This is a genomic window from Methylocystis sp. Sn-Cys, from assembly GCF_016745395.1.
Lineage (GTDB): Bacteria > Pseudomonadota > Alphaproteobacteria > Rhizobiales > Beijerinckiaceae > Methylocystis > Methylocystis iwaonis.
Genome location: NZ_JAERVJ010000010.1, coordinates 146,713 through 159,401, shown reverse-complemented (window position 1 = coordinate 159,401; position 12,689 = coordinate 146,713). Strand labels below are relative to the sequence as shown.

Here is a 12,689-nt window from a genome sequence, read left to right as displayed (position 1 = left end):
GACTTATCCTTTCGCCAGCCAGGCGGCATATTCCATCGCCAATTCGCCCAGTGCGTCCGAACTAAACGCATACAGGAAAGCGAGTCCCCCAAAGATGAGAGCTGGCGTCACCGCGAAATAGACCGGGACCATCGGAGTCATCTTATTGAGAAAAGCGACCGCAATGTTGCTGATGAGGCCAAATATGAGGAACGGGCTTGCGATGCGAAAAACGACAAGATAGGCCTCCTCCAGCGCCTTTAACACCTCGCGGAGCATGCTTTCCGATGATTGCAACGCGAATGGAGCCACGTGGTCATAAGAGATCCCGATGCCGCGAAGCAGTTCCAGGTGTAGATCCATCGCAAAAATGAGCGCCGTCAGGCCGACTGTGACCAGGGCAGTCAGCGCAGGCGTCGGTTCGGACTCGTTGATCGGCGCCCCAAGAGCGTTTCCGAGGCCGATCGAGAGCGTGACGCCAGTGAACATGGTCTCGACCGCAAACAGAAACATTCGGCATGTCAAGCCGATGAGGACGCCGATGATCGTCTCCGACACGCATGCAATTGCGGTTGAGACCAGCGGAGCCGCCGAAATCGGTTCGACGAGCCTCGGCCATAGGTAAATCGTAACGGGCGCAGAGACGGCAATGGCAATATATAGCTTCACGCGCACGGGCGCGCGGTCACTGCCCAAACCCGGCAGCATCATGATGCATCCCGCGACCCGGCAGAACACGACGAACCAAGCCTCGAGAATCAAGTCGAGTGGCGCGTTCAAGATATGGTCCCCAGGGAACGAAGCTGCACTCCGCATGCGATTTCAAGGTGCGACAACACGGGCTGCGCGGGATAGAGCCGGCCAACGATCAGCCGTACGAAGGGACGCGCGTCAGGCGTTGTGACAATCGCGAATATTTCGCCTTGGTCGGAGTATTTCTGCACCGCCGCAATCGCGTCCTGGCTGAACCGTTCGATCTGCGCCGGATCGGCGTCGAGGCCGATAATATCGCCTTTTGCATCGCGCTTGAGATGCTCGTGGAAGAACAGGTCCCACCGGCTGCCGAGCCTCAGAACGCTCAGCACGCCGTCGACCGCAAGCTCGCCGCAGATTTGTGAGGCGATGCGAACGCGAACATGTTCGACGATGGCTTCCGGCCTGCGCGCGAAGGGCGCGACCTCGGCGACCGCTTCCAGAATCATTTCGAGATTACGTATCGAGACGCGCTCCCCAAGAAGAAGCTTGAGAATGCTCTGCAGCGCCGAGTTGGAGATGAAGTTCGGCACGATTTCATCGAGAAGCTTGCGATACTCCGGGTCGAGCTTCTCGAATAATTGCCGCACGTCCTTATAGGAAAGTAGCTGCGAAAGATGGTTCCTTAGAATCTCGCCGAGGTGCGTCAAAAGGACAGACATCGGGTCGATGGGGTTGAAGTTCTGGCGTCGCGCTTCTTCGACAAGAGCGTCGGCAATCCAAATCGCCCTAATTCCAAACGCGGGATCGCGAGCTTCTTCGCCAGGCAGATCGGGCATGCGTCCGTTCCCGACGACGATCATATGTTGCCCGAGACGGAGCTCATCCGAAATGATCGTCGTGCCGTGAATTCGGATCTGATAACCCTTGGGTTTGACCTGAAGATCGTCCGCCATTCGGATGTCGGGAATAATGAAACCATAGAGCTTCGCAAAATTGCGTCGCATCTTTCCGACACGATGGGTAAGCTCTTCCTGGGAGACCAGAAAGCGCGTCCAAAGCTGCTTTCCGAGCAGGAGCTCGACGCCCGCCGGGCGCAGCGCCTCTGCAAGGGAGGTCTTGCTCTCCTGAAGAGCGCGCTTTTCCTCCTCGGCGCGGCGCATCTGAGTGTCTGCTTCGCGCTTCTTTGTCTCGCCGCTCACCTTTCGCGCGATAAACGCCATCGTCAGGCCCAAGGCCCCAAAGGGCGCCATTGGAAGACCCGGCATCAGGGCCAGCACAAACATCAAAATCGAGGCGACGAAAATCGCGTTCGGATAGCCGCCGAGCTGACGGACGATATTCTGTTCGGCGGAGCCGCGCGTGCCCCCTTTGGAAACGAGAAGGCCCGCCGCCAGCGAGACGATCAGGGCGGGGATTTGAGATACGAGGCCATCGCCGACGGAGAGCTTGGTGTAAACGTCGGCCGCATTGGCCAATGTCATTCCATGACGCGTTACGCCGATGACGATGCCGCCGAAGACATTAACCGCAAGAATAATGAGTCCGGCGATCGCGTCGCCACGGACGAATTTTGAGGCGCCGTCCATCGAGCCAAAGAAGGCGCTTTCTTCCTCGAGTTCCCGGCGCCGATCCTGCGCTTGCCGGTCATCGATCAGGCCTGCCGAAAGATCTGCGTCGATCGCCATCTGCTTGCCCGGGATCGCGTCCAGGGTAAAGCGTGCGCCGACTTCGGCTATGCGCGTTGCGCCTTTGGTAATCACCAGGAAATTCACGATCACGATGATCGAAAAAACGGTGAGACCAATGACGAAGTCGCCGCTCATCACGAGCCGGGAAAACCCGCTGATGATATAGCCGGCGGCGGCAGTGCCTTCGGCGCCGTGTGAAAGGATCAGTCGCGTCGTGGCGATGTTCAGACTTAGCCGGAGAATTGTAGCGACGAGGAGGATCGTCGGAAAAGAAGAGAACTCGAGCGGCTTTTGTATCCAAAGGCTAACCATGAGAATGAGAACGGAAAGCCCAATGGAGAACGCGAGGCCTAGATCGATCGCGACCGGCGGCATCGGGAGAAAGAAGACACACAGGATGAAGATAATTGATAGTGCGAAGCCGATGTCGGTCGGTCGCCGAGTCGGTGCGCTTGCTTCCGCCATTTTCATCATGGCTTTTTATCCTGTCTCTTCATGAGCGGATTTCTGACGGCTATTTTAGTAACCGGTCTCGATTCGTGCGTACAGAGTTTCGGTAAATCCTTTGATCTTCCCGCCGATAAAAGGAGATGCGAGGCTGAGAACGACCAGCATCGCAAGCATTTTCGGCACGAAGGTCAGCGTCATTTCCTGAACTTGCGTGAGCGCCTGAATCAATGAGGCGACGACGCCCACGAGCAAAGCGGTCCCGACCAAAGGCCCAGTGATGAGCAGCACGGTCATGATGGACCGTTGCAGCATTTCGAGAGCATCGGCTTCGTTCATGATTGTTAGCTGATCGTTACGCCGGACCCGATCGTTACTTTTGAGCCGTTCGTCAGCGTGGCGACGAGGCCTGAGTTCGTGATCGACATGGACTTGATGACGCCGTTGATGCTTCCGTCCGCGCTTGTAACGGTTTTTCCAATTGCGTTCGATGCTTGATCGAGGCGAGAGGACTCGAGCAGCGAGGTCAGGAGCTGATTGCCTTGAACGGATTGTTCGACAGAAGCGAAGGTGGCTAGCTGCGTAACGGTTTCCGTTGGATCCATCGGCTTGGTCGGATCCTGGTGCTGTAGCTGGGTGACCAGCAATTGGAGGAATGCGTTATAGTCGGCGAGACCGCTGCCGCCGGTTGTTTTGGTGGTCGCAGACGTCGTTGAGTTATTGACGGAGTTGACTTGCATTTATCGACCTCTCTAGCGCTATGCGGCGCAGCCCGTCTCCGACTGCGCCATAGCCTCGGTTTCGAGCGGAAACAGGCCACGAAGAATCTTGAGAGCATCGAAGTAACGCTTGCTTTCGATAAGCTTGGCCACAGAGGACAAGCCCTCGACAATGCGGGGATCAGGCATCGTCTTCGAGCACGTCGCCAGAATATCGCGTGAAAGGTAGAGCGCTGCGTCGATGTCGTTTGGAGAGATGAGCATGAGTTGCACAGCAAAATAGAGCTGCTTCAAGGGCGTTGTGGCGTCCGCGGCTTGCATCACGTGATTTTCGAGAAGAAAAGTCACGTCGTTGAGCAGCTCGATGCACACCTTGCGATCAACTCTGAACACGGCTCCGTTGATATAGATCTTTTCGCCACGCTTGAGAGAGATATTCATTTGATCCTCATTGCAGCCCGTCGGCAATCATCCGGTTGATTTCGATTACGCCGTCGAAATTCGCGGATTCGCCCGAGTCGATCTTGTCGAGTTCGCGTAAAACCCATAGGCCGATGGAGATCAACGACGCTCTGAGCGAGTCGGGCAGGCGGTTTTCGTCATTGCTGAGGTCGAGAATGAAGGTTGTCCAAAGCGAGCGTACGAAGTGAGTCGCCTCGAATGATTCGGTGGTCTTAACGCCGCGAATACGCGCCATCGACAGAAGCTTGACGCCTTTTTCGAGCAGCTCCTTCTCGCGCTGGCGAGCGGCGGTATAAGAATCACTGGCGATTTCGTTGTAGAGTCTCTGGTACATCCTGCCTCACCGAAGATTGGGCATTGTTTTTTCCCGCGCATCGCAAGCGGCGCCAGCTAGGTTCGAGAGGCGCGCTATTTCAGGTTGGTGAGAACCTGCATGATATCGGAGGCGACTTGGAACACCTGGCTGTTTGCCGTGAACGAGCGTTGCGCAACGATCATCGACGACAGTTGCGACGCAAGGTCGACAGTTGAGCCTTCCAAGCTCGAACCTTGAATAGTGCCATAGCCGCTCGACCCGGCCGCGCCGATAAAGAGCTGGCCCGATTCCGCGTTGGCGGAAAATACATTGCCGGTTTCACTTGTGAGATTATCGGGGCTCGCGACTTTGCCCAAGGGAATCTCATAGGCCGAGATGGTTTGGCCGTTTGCGAGCTGATAGCTCAAGGTCCCGGTCTTACCGACGTGAATCCCGTCGATGGTCGAAGCTGCATATCCGTCGGCGTCATTATCGGTCGGAGTATAGCCGCCTCCGAGTTGCGTCATCTTGGAAAGATTCAGCGACATGGCGCCGCCGCCTGGTACGTTGAGCGTTACAGAGCTCGGGCTTGTTAGGCTTCCATCTGTCGTGCTGAAGTTGAGCGTCTGCGTCGTTAGAGCGGCGCTCGCATATGGAAAACTGCCTCCGGAGGCTGCGTCCGCGTGGTTGTAGGCGGTCATCTCCCATGTGTTGGCGCCTGTCTTGGCAAAATAGAGATCGAACACCACGGCGTTGCCGAGGTTGTCGTAGACGGTTAGAGACGATTTGCCGGCGAATTGGGCGCCTACCGTGTTGGTGGAGGGCAGGTTGGCGGCGGGGACGACACTGGAGTTCGAAGGGAGGTTGGCGCCGAATATGCCCTGCGTCGTTGGGCTTGAATACATTTTGTTCATGTCGACCTTGATGGTGGACAAGGGGCCTGACATGCCAAGCTTCGAGTCGTATCCCATCAGATAATAGCCGGCAGAGTTGACCAATCGCCCTTGAGCGTCGGGAACAAAATTGCCAGCTCGGGTAAGGAAAGTTTGGCCAGCGTCGTTGGAGACGAGAAAAAAGCCGTTGCCGGAGATAGCGAGATCGGTGGTTGTGCCGGTGGTCAACGGAGAACCCTGGAGAGACACTTCATTGCGTGTAACGGTCGTCACGCCGCCGCCGACAGAGTCGTAGCCATTCAATACCGTCAGGAAATCGGTTCGAGCGTTCTTGTATCCGGCCGTGTTCGAGTTCGCGATATTTTTGGAAATTGCCGCAAGCCAATCTGTTTGAGCCGACATTCCCATAACGGACGTGTTGAAAAGGCTGGATCCTGAGCTCATTGCACTATGCTCCGTTACAGACTGAATCTGCTCGACGACAATTCGTAAGGCCCGTAGCTTACGCGAGACTGCGAAAACAATCGGGGCAGGGGCTCTGATCCAGTGCAGTTAATGGATTGAAAATCGGTAGGCAGCTATTTTGAGTCTCGGTCTTTGGCAAAATTGCCTCTCGAAAGAGGCTATGAGCGGTTCACCATGGCAGAAAACGGACGCCACACGGTTCTCGACGCGCAGAAGGTGGACGAGAAGAAGTTCCGTCGGATGTCGTTTCTGCGAGATGGGCAGGCGTTGACCTATACGGTCAAGACCGTGCAATCGGAACGCAGGCAGGAAAAGAGAGTGGCGGTCCGCCTGCAATCAGGCAAAGTCCTCGATGTCGACGGGCGTTTTCTTGCCGATTTTCTTTTCGTCAATCGTGGCTCTGGCGGCGTGCGCATAACGCTTACGCGTCATCTGGCGCTCCCGAGGAGGATCTGGCTATACGAGGATCTCAACCATATTTGCTGGGGCGCTGAAGTGGTATGGCAAAACGGCGGCGTTGTCGGCTGCCGCTATAGAGGTTCCGACGTCGCGTTGGACGAGCGCCTGCTGCGTCGGTTCAGGGCCAAATATTATGCCTTGCGTTGAACCGCACTGAAGTGGCGAGCACAGGGCAGATGCCGAGAGATCATATTGGATAGGAACGCACGAGACTGCCAACCAGCAGATGCCAACCGTCCATAAGGACGAAAAACAAGACCTTCAACGGCAGTGAGATCGTTGTTGGCGGCAACATCATCATGCCCATCGACATCGTCACGATCGAGATGATCAGATCGATTACGAGAAAGGGCAGGACGATGAGGAAACCGATCTCGAAACCTCGCCGCAGCTCCGAAATCATGAAGGCAGGGATCAGAACGTAAAGATCCGGATCGGCGGAGACATTGGCCGCAGCCTTGTTTTTCGTGAGGTCCTCGAACAGGCGGATGTCCTTGTCGCGCACATTCGCCACCATGAACGATCGAAACGGCTTGATAATCTTGTCGACCGCTTCGGGTTCGGCAATTTTGTTCTCCAGCAGAGGTTTGAGCCCAGCGTTCCAGGCTTCGTCGAACGCGGGATGCATAACGTAAAAGGTCATAAAGAGAGCAAGGCTGATCATGACGAGATTCGCGGGGGTGCTTTGCAGCCCAAGACCTGCACGCAAGAATGAAAGAGCGATAGAGAAGCGGGTGAAGCTCGTGACGGTGACGAGGAGGCCGGGCGCAACCGACAACACGGTCAGCGCCGCGACCAATTGAATGATTCGACCGGAGGCGGAGGCGCTGCCGGCTGGAATTAGCGCATTCAGATCTAAGGTCTGATTTGCTCCCCAGGCGGCGGTCGGGACAAGGGCGAGGAGAAGGATGATCAGAGCGCGCTTCATTGCACCACCAGAGATTGGATGACGAGCTCCTGAACAGCGCCTTCCGAGCGGATAGAAGCGCGCTCCGAAAGTTCTTCGTTGAGCCTGCGCAAGCCGGCGCTTCCTTCGATCGAGCGAAGGGAGAGACTCCGCAGATAAGCGACGATATCTCCGGTCAGCTCGCTTATGAGAATATCCGGATGCGTGAGTGTGTCGGGATCATAGACGATAGCGACTTGCAGTCTGATCCAACTCGAATTGCCATCCGACAGGTTCGTGACGATTGGCGCGAGCTCTTTCAATGCGGTCTTGCCCGCTTTGCGCGCGCTCGCGCGTGACGGCGTTTCTCCATGAGCGTGAGTGGAAGAAACATGCTTGCCATCGCCCGCCGGGGCCTCACTAGCTGGAGGCTCGGGAGATTTGAGGGGTTCGGGCGTGCGCGCAAGCATCATTCCGACAAAAGCGCCCGCGATAGCGATCGCGACCGTCATTGCCAGCGTAATTGCAATGACGGTCATAGTGTCCGACGCAGTTTTGCTTTCGGTGTCGCTCATGAGCCTCTGACCTTTGGCCTTTTGCTAGAATGGCCAAGCGAGATCGTAAAGCTGCTGCCCGAGGGCCGGTTGCTGGACCTCCATCAAACGTCCGCGTCCGCCGTAGGAGATGCGGGCCTCGGCGATTTTGTCATAGGCAACGGTGTTGTCCTTCGAAATATCGCGCTGGCGCACAATGCCGGCGATGGTCAGGACGCGCATTTCGTAGTTGATTCGAAACTCCTGCGACCCCTGAACGACAAGATTGCCATTCGGAAGGACAGCCGTGACCATTCCCGCCACGGAGAGCTTTATCTGTTCCCGTCTGTTGATCGAACCCTGGCCCTGCGTGGAGGTCGTCGAGTCGATTTCGTTTTCGAAGTTGCCCGTAGCGTTCACGGGTCCGCCGCCGAGGAAGCCGGGCAGGAACGCCGCCAGATACTGCCATTTGGTGTGGACTTTCGAGTCGCGAGAGCGGTCGGTGGAATTACCCACGATCGCCTTGTCGTCCATCGAGATCGTGATGGTGACGAGATCTCCGACAGTCATTGCGCGCACGTCGCGAAACATATTGATGCGGTTGTCGTCGAAACGCATTCCCCGACCTGGGGCGGGGAGTCTCGTTGCCCCAACGGGGAGATTCTCGTCAAAGGGAGTCAAACCGCTGCCAACCGCCGTCATATGAGGCTCGCGGCCGATGTCACGCGGGTCAGTGGCGCAGCCGCAAAGAAATAGAGCAAGCAAAGCGGCTAGTTTTTTTGTCATTGCGGCTTTCCTGAAGACTTTGCCGAACTATACGCAGCCAGTTTTTTAATGAGGCCCGCGCCCCTGGATGCGGTCATTTCCGAGAGGATTTGGCTCGAGGCTTTCGGGTTCAGGCGACTGAGCAAGGCGATGGCGACATCGTCGTCGAGCACCGCGAATTGCGCAGCCGCTACGTCTGGCTTCATTTTCGAGTAGACGGTGACGAGGTTCTCATCGGCTCTTTTCAGCAACGCTTCGTATTTTTCGAGGACTGCCTCGAGCTCGCGCTTTTTGGCTTCGAGTTCTTCTCCGCGGCGCTTGATCAGCGATTCCAGCTCACGCAGGCGGGTTTCTTGCGCCGCCATCTTGGCGGTGGATGCGGCCTTGGCGACACTCGAACAATAGTCCTGCCCGTTCTCGCGATCGGCGAATGGCCTGTCGCCGGCTTGGCCCTCGACCGCGTGCGCCTGGCCGAGATAGGCGCTGGTCGCGCAGAGCAAAGCCAGCAGACATATCGAGGGTAGCGCTCGCATGGCGGCAGGAAACATGAACGTAGATCCGTTCCAGGTAGGGCTGTCTGCGCAGGTGAGTTCATTCTTTATGGAGCGCAACTTGCGCGAAGCTTTCCGCGTCTGTGGGCGCTCGGAGACGTGGTGCGGGGGCGCATAAGAAAATTTTAAGCGGAACGCATTAGTTAATCCAGAATGGGGAGACCCCGAACGCAGCGGCGGGGTTGATCAGCATGACGCCGTCCCCCGCTCCTCCGGTCCATTCCGGGATGTCCCTGTCAAAAAATCCCTAGCGTTATGGTCGGGAGCTTCCGAGGACGGCTTGCCCTTCGTCAATAACGCGCAGGCCGTTCACTTGGTCCGGATAGCTCCGATTGCGGCGGCGGGCGGCGCTATGCGGCGAGGGCGACGTCGAGACTGCAATCCTGCGGTGCGGTCGTCGATCGAGCGTTTGGCGATTCGAGTGTCCGAGCCAACAACGAAACGGAAGGTTGTGAGGAGTTTCAAATTATGAAAAACCGCGCCGAACTGACTAACGCTCAACAGCCTTCCGAATATATTGCCTTCCATGTCGGCGAGCAGACCTTTTGCATCGACATTATTGCCGTGCGGGAGATCCGCGGCTGGTCTCCGGCGACGCCGCTTCCACAAGTTCCGTCCTATATTCGCGGCGTCATCAATCTCAGAGGCGCGGTTCTTCCCGTGATCGATCTCGCCGCGCGCCTTGGCCTGCCGGTAAGCGAACCAACACCCCGACACGCGATCATCGTGCTCCAGCATGAAGGCGCGGTTGTCGGCCTGCTCGTCGACGCCGTCTCCAACATTCTCATGTTGGCTCCGTCGGCGATCCAGCCGGCGCCGGAGGTGGGCGCTGATCCGACCCGCCTCTTCATAAAAGGCATCGTCGCCACGGAGGACGAGGTGATCAGCATTCTCATCATCAAGAATCTCCTGCCGGAGTCGAGCGAGGCCGTTGCGGCTTGAGATGCAAGATCGGAGCATTCCTGGCATGAACGACATTTCGAATGACAGCGGCGGGTTGTTCTCGACACTGAACCTCCCTCGAACGCTCGATCTACGCGCGGCGGCGCCGCTCGCCGCTGATTTCGGCCGCTTTCGCGGGCGGCCCCTCGCCATCGATGCGTCAGAGGTCGAAAAAGTCGGCGCGCAATGCGTTCAGGTTCTCGTTTCGGCGCAGCAGACATGGGCGCGCGACGGAGTCGCTCTCACCCTTTCGAACCCGTCGAGCGCCTTCCTTGGCGCGCTCGAAATACTCGGCATTCCGACTATCGGCGAATAGGAAATCGAGAAGATGACGAAAACGATATTGACGGTCGACGACTCGCGAACGATGCGTGAGATGCTACGCATCGCGCTTGCCGATGCTGGATATAACGTCGTTCAGGCGGAGGACGGCGTTCACGGGCTGGAGGTGCTCGAGACCGTAACTCCCGACGCCATCATCACCGACATCAACATGCCGCGCATGGACGGGTTTGGATTCATCGAGAACGTGCGCGTTCACGAGACCCATCGCGCTCTGCCCATTCTCGTCCTGACGACCGAAAGCGACGATCAAAAGAAAGATCGGGCGCGCCGCGCCGGCGCGACCGGATGGATCGTAAAGCCTTTCAATCCAGCAAAACTCGTCGACGCCATTCGTCGCGTTACGGCCTGAGTAGGGGATGATCTATGGATCCGATGGCGGCGATCAGGCAGACGTTCTTTCAGGAATGCGATGAGCAGCTCGCAGACCTCGAAAGCGGGCTTATCAAGATAGATGAGGGCGACCGTGACCCCGAGACGGTCAACGCCGTGTTTCGCGCCGTTCATTCGATCAAGGGCGGCGCCAGCGCCTTCGGCTTCGACGATCTCGTCGAGTTCGTGCATGTTTTCGAAACGACGCTCGATCTGCTGCGATCGAACCGGATCGAGGCGACCCAGCAAGTCGCCGCTTGCTTTCTAAGATCATCCGACGTCCTTGCGGATCTGGTCGGTGGCGCGCGTGAGGGGTCCGCCGTGAACCCCGATAAAGTCGCCGAGGCCAAAGGCGAGCTTCAGTCGCTCTGCGAAGCAGCCGGCGGAGAAAGCGATGCTGCTTCAGACGCAGATTTCGCCGATCTGGACTTCGAGCCGGTCGCTATTTCCCTTGACACTATCTTCGGGGACTTCGACGACAGCGAGCCGGAGCCGCACCGCTACGTCGTGAGCTTCAGACCCCGGCCGGCGCTTTACGCCAAAGGGAATGAGGCCTTTTTGCTGTTGCGCGCGCTTGGAGAGTTGGGCTCATTCCGTGTGGCGTGCAACACCGCCGACACGCCCTTTCTCGATGAGCTCGATCCGGAAGGCGCCTATTTCTCTTGGACGGTTCATCTCGAGACCAAGGACGACGCGCGGGCGGATATTCAGGCTGTCTTCGAATTCGTGGAGTTCGATTGCGACCTGTCGATCGAGGATGAGAATGACGCGCGGCAAGACAGCGTGATCGAGGACGTCGAGGAGCCGGCGGTTTTTATCGAGGAGCCTAAACGCACCGTCACGACTCATGACGCGCAAGCAGCGGCCATAGTTCCGGAAGCCGCGCCGCAGCAGCCTCAGCCACAAGCGCAGCCGTCGGCGGAGCCTCGGAAGAGCGAGCCGTCGTCGCCGGCGCCGCAGCCGACGATCCGCGTCGACCTAGAGCGAGTCGATCGCTTGATCAATCTGGTCGGCGAGCTGGTGATAAATCAGGCGGTTTTATCGCAGCGCGTTTCGGAGGCGGGCCTGTCGCGCGCGTCTTCGGTGATGATCGCGTTGGACGAGCTCGAACAATTGACGCGCGACATCCAGGACAGCGTGATGGCGATTCGCGCGCAGCCTGTGAAGCCGATCTTCCAGCGGATGTCCCGCGTCGTTCGTGAAGTGGCGGCAATTACGAAAAAATCCGTGCGACTCGTCACGGAGGGGGAGTCGACTGAAGTCGACAAAACTGTGGTCGAGAGGCTCACCGATCCTCTGACGCATATGATTCGCAACGCTGTCGATCACGGGATCGAATCGGCGGAGCAGCGACTCTCGGTCGGCAAGCCCGAAGAGGGAACGCTCAAATTGTCGGCGATGCACCGATCTGGCCGGGTTGTCATCGAAGTGTCGGACGACGGCGCGGGCATCAATCGGCAAAGGGTCCGGCAGATCGCAGTGTCGAAAAATCTGATCGCGCCCGACGCCCTGTTGAGCGACGAAGAAATCGATAATCTGATTTTCGCGCCGGGATTTTCCACGACCGAAACCGCCTCGGCGATTTCGGGCCGCGGAGTCGGGATGGACGTGGTGAAGCGGGCCGTTCAAGCCCTTGGCGGTCGCATCTCTATTGCGTCGCGCCCGGGACTGGGATCGACTTTTTCCCTGAGCCTGCCGCTTACCCTGGCCGTTCTCGACGGGATGGTCGTAACGATCGGCGAGCAGACCTTTGTGGTTCCTTTGACGGCGATTGTCGAAACGATGCAGCCGAAGAAGGAAAGCGTGCACCTCATCGGGTCCGGCACGCGCCTGATTCGCAGCAGGGACGCCTTTATTCCGTTGGTCGATGTTGGCGCGGTGCTCCACAACCGCCCGAGCCTCGTCGATCCGACCACGCAGGTGGCCTTGCTGGCCGAGTCGGAGTCGGGCGGCAGATGCGCGCTGCTGGTGGACGAGATTCAAGGCCAACGCCAGGTGGTCATCAAAAGTCTGGAAGCGAATTATGGGCGTGTCTTCGGCATTGCGGCGGGAACAATCCTCGGAGACGGCAGGGTCGCGCTCATCATCGACGTCGACGGGATCATCAATAGTTTGCGCGCGGACAGCGATGCGGCGGAAGGCCTCAATCTCGCAGCGGAATGATGGCAGTCGTTTCGAATCTCGGCGATCGACAC

The 12,689-nt window shown here is 57.9% G+C and carries 16 protein-coding genes; 5 read left to right on the top strand and 11 right to left on the bottom strand.

Annotated features, from left to right (window positions below; all coding sequences use genetic code 11):
• Positions 1-3 precede the first annotated feature (3 nt).
• The 7 genes from JJT62_RS17615 to JJT62_RS17585 all read right to left on the bottom strand — a co-directional run bounded on the left by JJT62_RS17615 (position 4) and on the right by JJT62_RS17585 (position 5,623).
• Positions 4-759, bottom strand: coding sequence for a flagellar biosynthetic protein FliR (locus JJT62_RS17615; protein WP_202074087.1), 756 nt, complete (start codon positions 757-759; stop codon positions 4-6).
• Positions 756-2,834: a flagellar biosynthesis protein FlhA gene (flhA, locus tag JJT62_RS17610; protein WP_202074138.1), complete on the bottom strand. Its 2,079-nt coding sequence runs from the start codon at positions 2,832-2,834 to the stop codon at positions 756-758. The genes JJT62_RS17615 and flhA overlap by 4 nt, the downstream gene beginning before the upstream one ends.
• Positions 2,835-2,882: 48 nt before the next feature.
• Positions 2,883-3,149: a flagellar biosynthesis protein FliQ gene (fliQ, locus tag JJT62_RS17605; RefSeq protein WP_202074086.1), complete on the bottom strand. Its 267-nt coding sequence runs from the start codon at positions 3,147-3,149 to the stop codon at positions 2,883-2,885.
• A gap of 5 nt (positions 3,150-3,154) precedes the next feature.
• Positions 3,155-3,550 (bottom strand): flagellar hook assembly protein FlgD, encoded by a 396-nt coding sequence (flgD, locus tag JJT62_RS17600; protein WP_202074085.1) that lies wholly within the window; start codon positions 3,548-3,550, stop codon positions 3,155-3,157.
• A gap of 18 nt (positions 3,551-3,568) precedes the next feature.
• Complete coding sequence (flbT, locus tag JJT62_RS17595) at positions 3,569-3,970, bottom strand: flagellar biosynthesis repressor FlbT (RefSeq protein ID WP_202074084.1); 402 nt, start codon at positions 3,968-3,970, stop codon at positions 3,569-3,571.
• Positions 3,971-3,977: 7 nt separating this feature from the next.
• A complete protein-coding gene (flaF, locus tag JJT62_RS17590) occupies positions 3,978-4,325 on the bottom strand; it encodes a flagellar biosynthesis regulator FlaF (RefSeq protein WP_202074083.1) in 348 nt (115 codons plus the stop codon).
• Between the two features lie 74 nt (positions 4,326-4,399).
• Positions 4,400-5,623: a flagellar hook protein FlgE gene (locus JJT62_RS17585; RefSeq protein WP_202074082.1), complete on the bottom strand. Its 1,224-nt coding sequence runs from the start codon at positions 5,621-5,623 to the stop codon at positions 4,400-4,402.
• A 195-nt stretch (positions 5,624-5,818) separates the two neighbouring features.
• Between JJT62_RS17585 and JJT62_RS17580 the strand changes: the two genes are divergently transcribed.
• Positions 5,819-6,250, top strand: a complete 432-nt coding sequence (locus JJT62_RS17580) for a hypothetical protein (protein ID WP_202074081.1) — start codon at positions 5,819-5,821, stop codon at positions 6,248-6,250.
• A gap of 40 nt (positions 6,251-6,290) precedes the next feature.
• Here JJT62_RS17580 and fliP read toward each other — a convergent pair whose 3' ends face one another.
• The 4 genes from fliP to JJT62_RS17560 all read right to left on the bottom strand — a co-directional run bounded on the left by fliP (position 6,291) and on the right by JJT62_RS17560 (position 8,652).
• Complete coding sequence (gene fliP / locus JJT62_RS17575; RefSeq protein ID WP_202074080.1) at positions 6,291-7,031, bottom strand: flagellar type III secretion system pore protein FliP; 741 nt, start codon at positions 7,029-7,031, stop codon at positions 6,291-6,293.
• On the bottom strand, positions 7,028-7,564 hold the full coding sequence (locus JJT62_RS17570) for a flagellar basal body-associated FliL family protein (RefSeq protein WP_202074079.1): 537 nt from the start codon (positions 7,562-7,564) through the stop codon (positions 7,028-7,030). The genes fliP and JJT62_RS17570 overlap by 4 nt, the downstream gene beginning before the upstream one ends.
• Positions 7,565-7,588: 24 nt before the next feature.
• Positions 7,589-8,140: a flagellar basal body L-ring protein FlgH gene (locus tag JJT62_RS17565; protein ID WP_330083933.1), complete on the bottom strand. Its 552-nt coding sequence runs from the start codon at positions 8,138-8,140 to the stop codon at positions 7,589-7,591.
• Positions 8,141-8,304: 164 nt separating this feature from the next.
• The gene (locus JJT62_RS17560) at positions 8,305-8,652 is read right to left on the bottom strand and encodes a MotE family protein (RefSeq protein WP_202074077.1); all 348 of its coding nucleotides are present in this window, start codon (positions 8,650-8,652) and stop codon (positions 8,305-8,307) included.
• A gap of 654 nt (positions 8,653-9,306) precedes the next feature.
• On the opposite strand from JJT62_RS17560, the gene JJT62_RS17555 reads away from it, so the two are divergent.
• From JJT62_RS17555 to JJT62_RS17540, 4 genes are read left to right on the top strand one after another with little or no spacing between them, the layout of a single operon-like run.
• The gene (locus tag JJT62_RS17555; RefSeq protein ID WP_202074076.1) at positions 9,307-9,780 is read left to right on the top strand and encodes a chemotaxis protein CheW; all 474 of its coding nucleotides are present in this window, start codon (positions 9,307-9,309) and stop codon (positions 9,778-9,780) included.
• A 25-nt stretch (positions 9,781-9,805) separates the two neighbouring features.
• Complete coding sequence (locus JJT62_RS17550; protein WP_202074075.1) at positions 9,806-10,096, top strand: STAS domain-containing protein; 291 nt, start codon at positions 9,806-9,808, stop codon at positions 10,094-10,096.
• Positions 10,097-10,108: 12 nt separating this feature from the next.
• Positions 10,109-10,474 carry a response regulator gene (locus tag JJT62_RS17545; RefSeq protein WP_202074074.1) on the top strand — a complete coding sequence of 122 codons (366 nt, stop codon included), beginning with the start codon at positions 10,109-10,111 and terminating at the stop codon, positions 10,472-10,474.
• Between the two features lie 14 nt (positions 10,475-10,488).
• On the top strand, positions 10,489-12,657 hold the full coding sequence (locus JJT62_RS17540; RefSeq protein ID WP_202074073.1) for a chemotaxis protein CheA: 2,169 nt from the start codon (positions 10,489-10,491) through the stop codon (positions 12,655-12,657).
• Positions 12,658-12,689 lie beyond the last annotated feature (32 nt).

What these genes read in the sequence shown, in the direction of transcription:
- flhA (WP_202074138.1), bottom strand. Translation starts at nt 2,834, where the DNA reads ATGAAAATGGCGGAAGCAAGCGCACCGACTCGGCGACCGACCGACATC.
- fliQ (WP_202074086.1), bottom strand. Translation starts at nt 3,149, where the DNA reads ATGAACGAAGCCGATGCTCTCGAAATGCTGCAACGGTCCATCATGACC.
- flgD (WP_202074085.1), bottom strand. Translation starts at nt 3,550, where the DNA reads ATGCAAGTCAACTCCGTCAATAACTCAACGACGTCTGCGACCACCAAA.
- flbT (WP_202074084.1), bottom strand. Translation starts at nt 3,970, where the DNA reads ATGAATATCTCTCTCAAGCGTGGCGAAAAGATCTATATCAACGGAGCC.
- flaF (WP_202074083.1), bottom strand. Translation starts at nt 4,325, where the DNA reads ATGTACCAGAGACTCTACAACGAAATCGCCAGTGATTCTTATACCGCC.
- JJT62_RS17585 (WP_202074082.1), bottom strand. Translation starts at nt 5,623, where the DNA reads ATGAGCTCAGGATCCAGCCTTTTCAACACGTCCGTTATGGGAATGTCG.
- JJT62_RS17580 (WP_202074081.1), top strand. Translation starts at nt 5,819, where the DNA reads ATGGCAGAAAACGGACGCCACACGGTTCTCGACGCGCAGAAGGTGGAC.
- fliP (WP_202074080.1), bottom strand. Translation starts at nt 7,031, where the DNA reads ATGAAGCGCGCTCTGATCATCCTTCTCCTCGCCCTTGTCCCGACCGCC.
- JJT62_RS17570 (WP_202074079.1), bottom strand. Translation starts at nt 7,564, where the DNA reads ATGAGCGACACCGAAAGCAAAACTGCGTCGGACACTATGACCGTCATT.
- JJT62_RS17565 (WP_330083933.1), bottom strand. Translation starts at nt 8,140, where the DNA reads ATGCGTTTCGACGACAACCGCATCAATATGTTTCGCGACGTGCGCGCA.
- JJT62_RS17560 (WP_202074077.1), bottom strand. Translation starts at nt 8,652, where the DNA reads ATGGCGGCGCAAGAAACCCGCCTGCGTGAGCTGGAATCGCTGATCAAG.
- JJT62_RS17555 (WP_202074076.1), top strand. Translation starts at nt 9,307, where the DNA reads ATGAAAAACCGCGCCGAACTGACTAACGCTCAACAGCCTTCCGAATAT.
- JJT62_RS17550 (WP_202074075.1), top strand. Translation starts at nt 9,806, where the DNA reads ATGAACGACATTTCGAATGACAGCGGCGGGTTGTTCTCGACACTGAAC.
- JJT62_RS17545 (WP_202074074.1), top strand. Translation starts at nt 10,109, where the DNA reads ATGACGAAAACGATATTGACGGTCGACGACTCGCGAACGATGCGTGAG.
- JJT62_RS17540 (WP_202074073.1), top strand. Translation starts at nt 10,489, where the DNA reads ATGGATCCGATGGCGGCGATCAGGCAGACGTTCTTTCAGGAATGCGAT.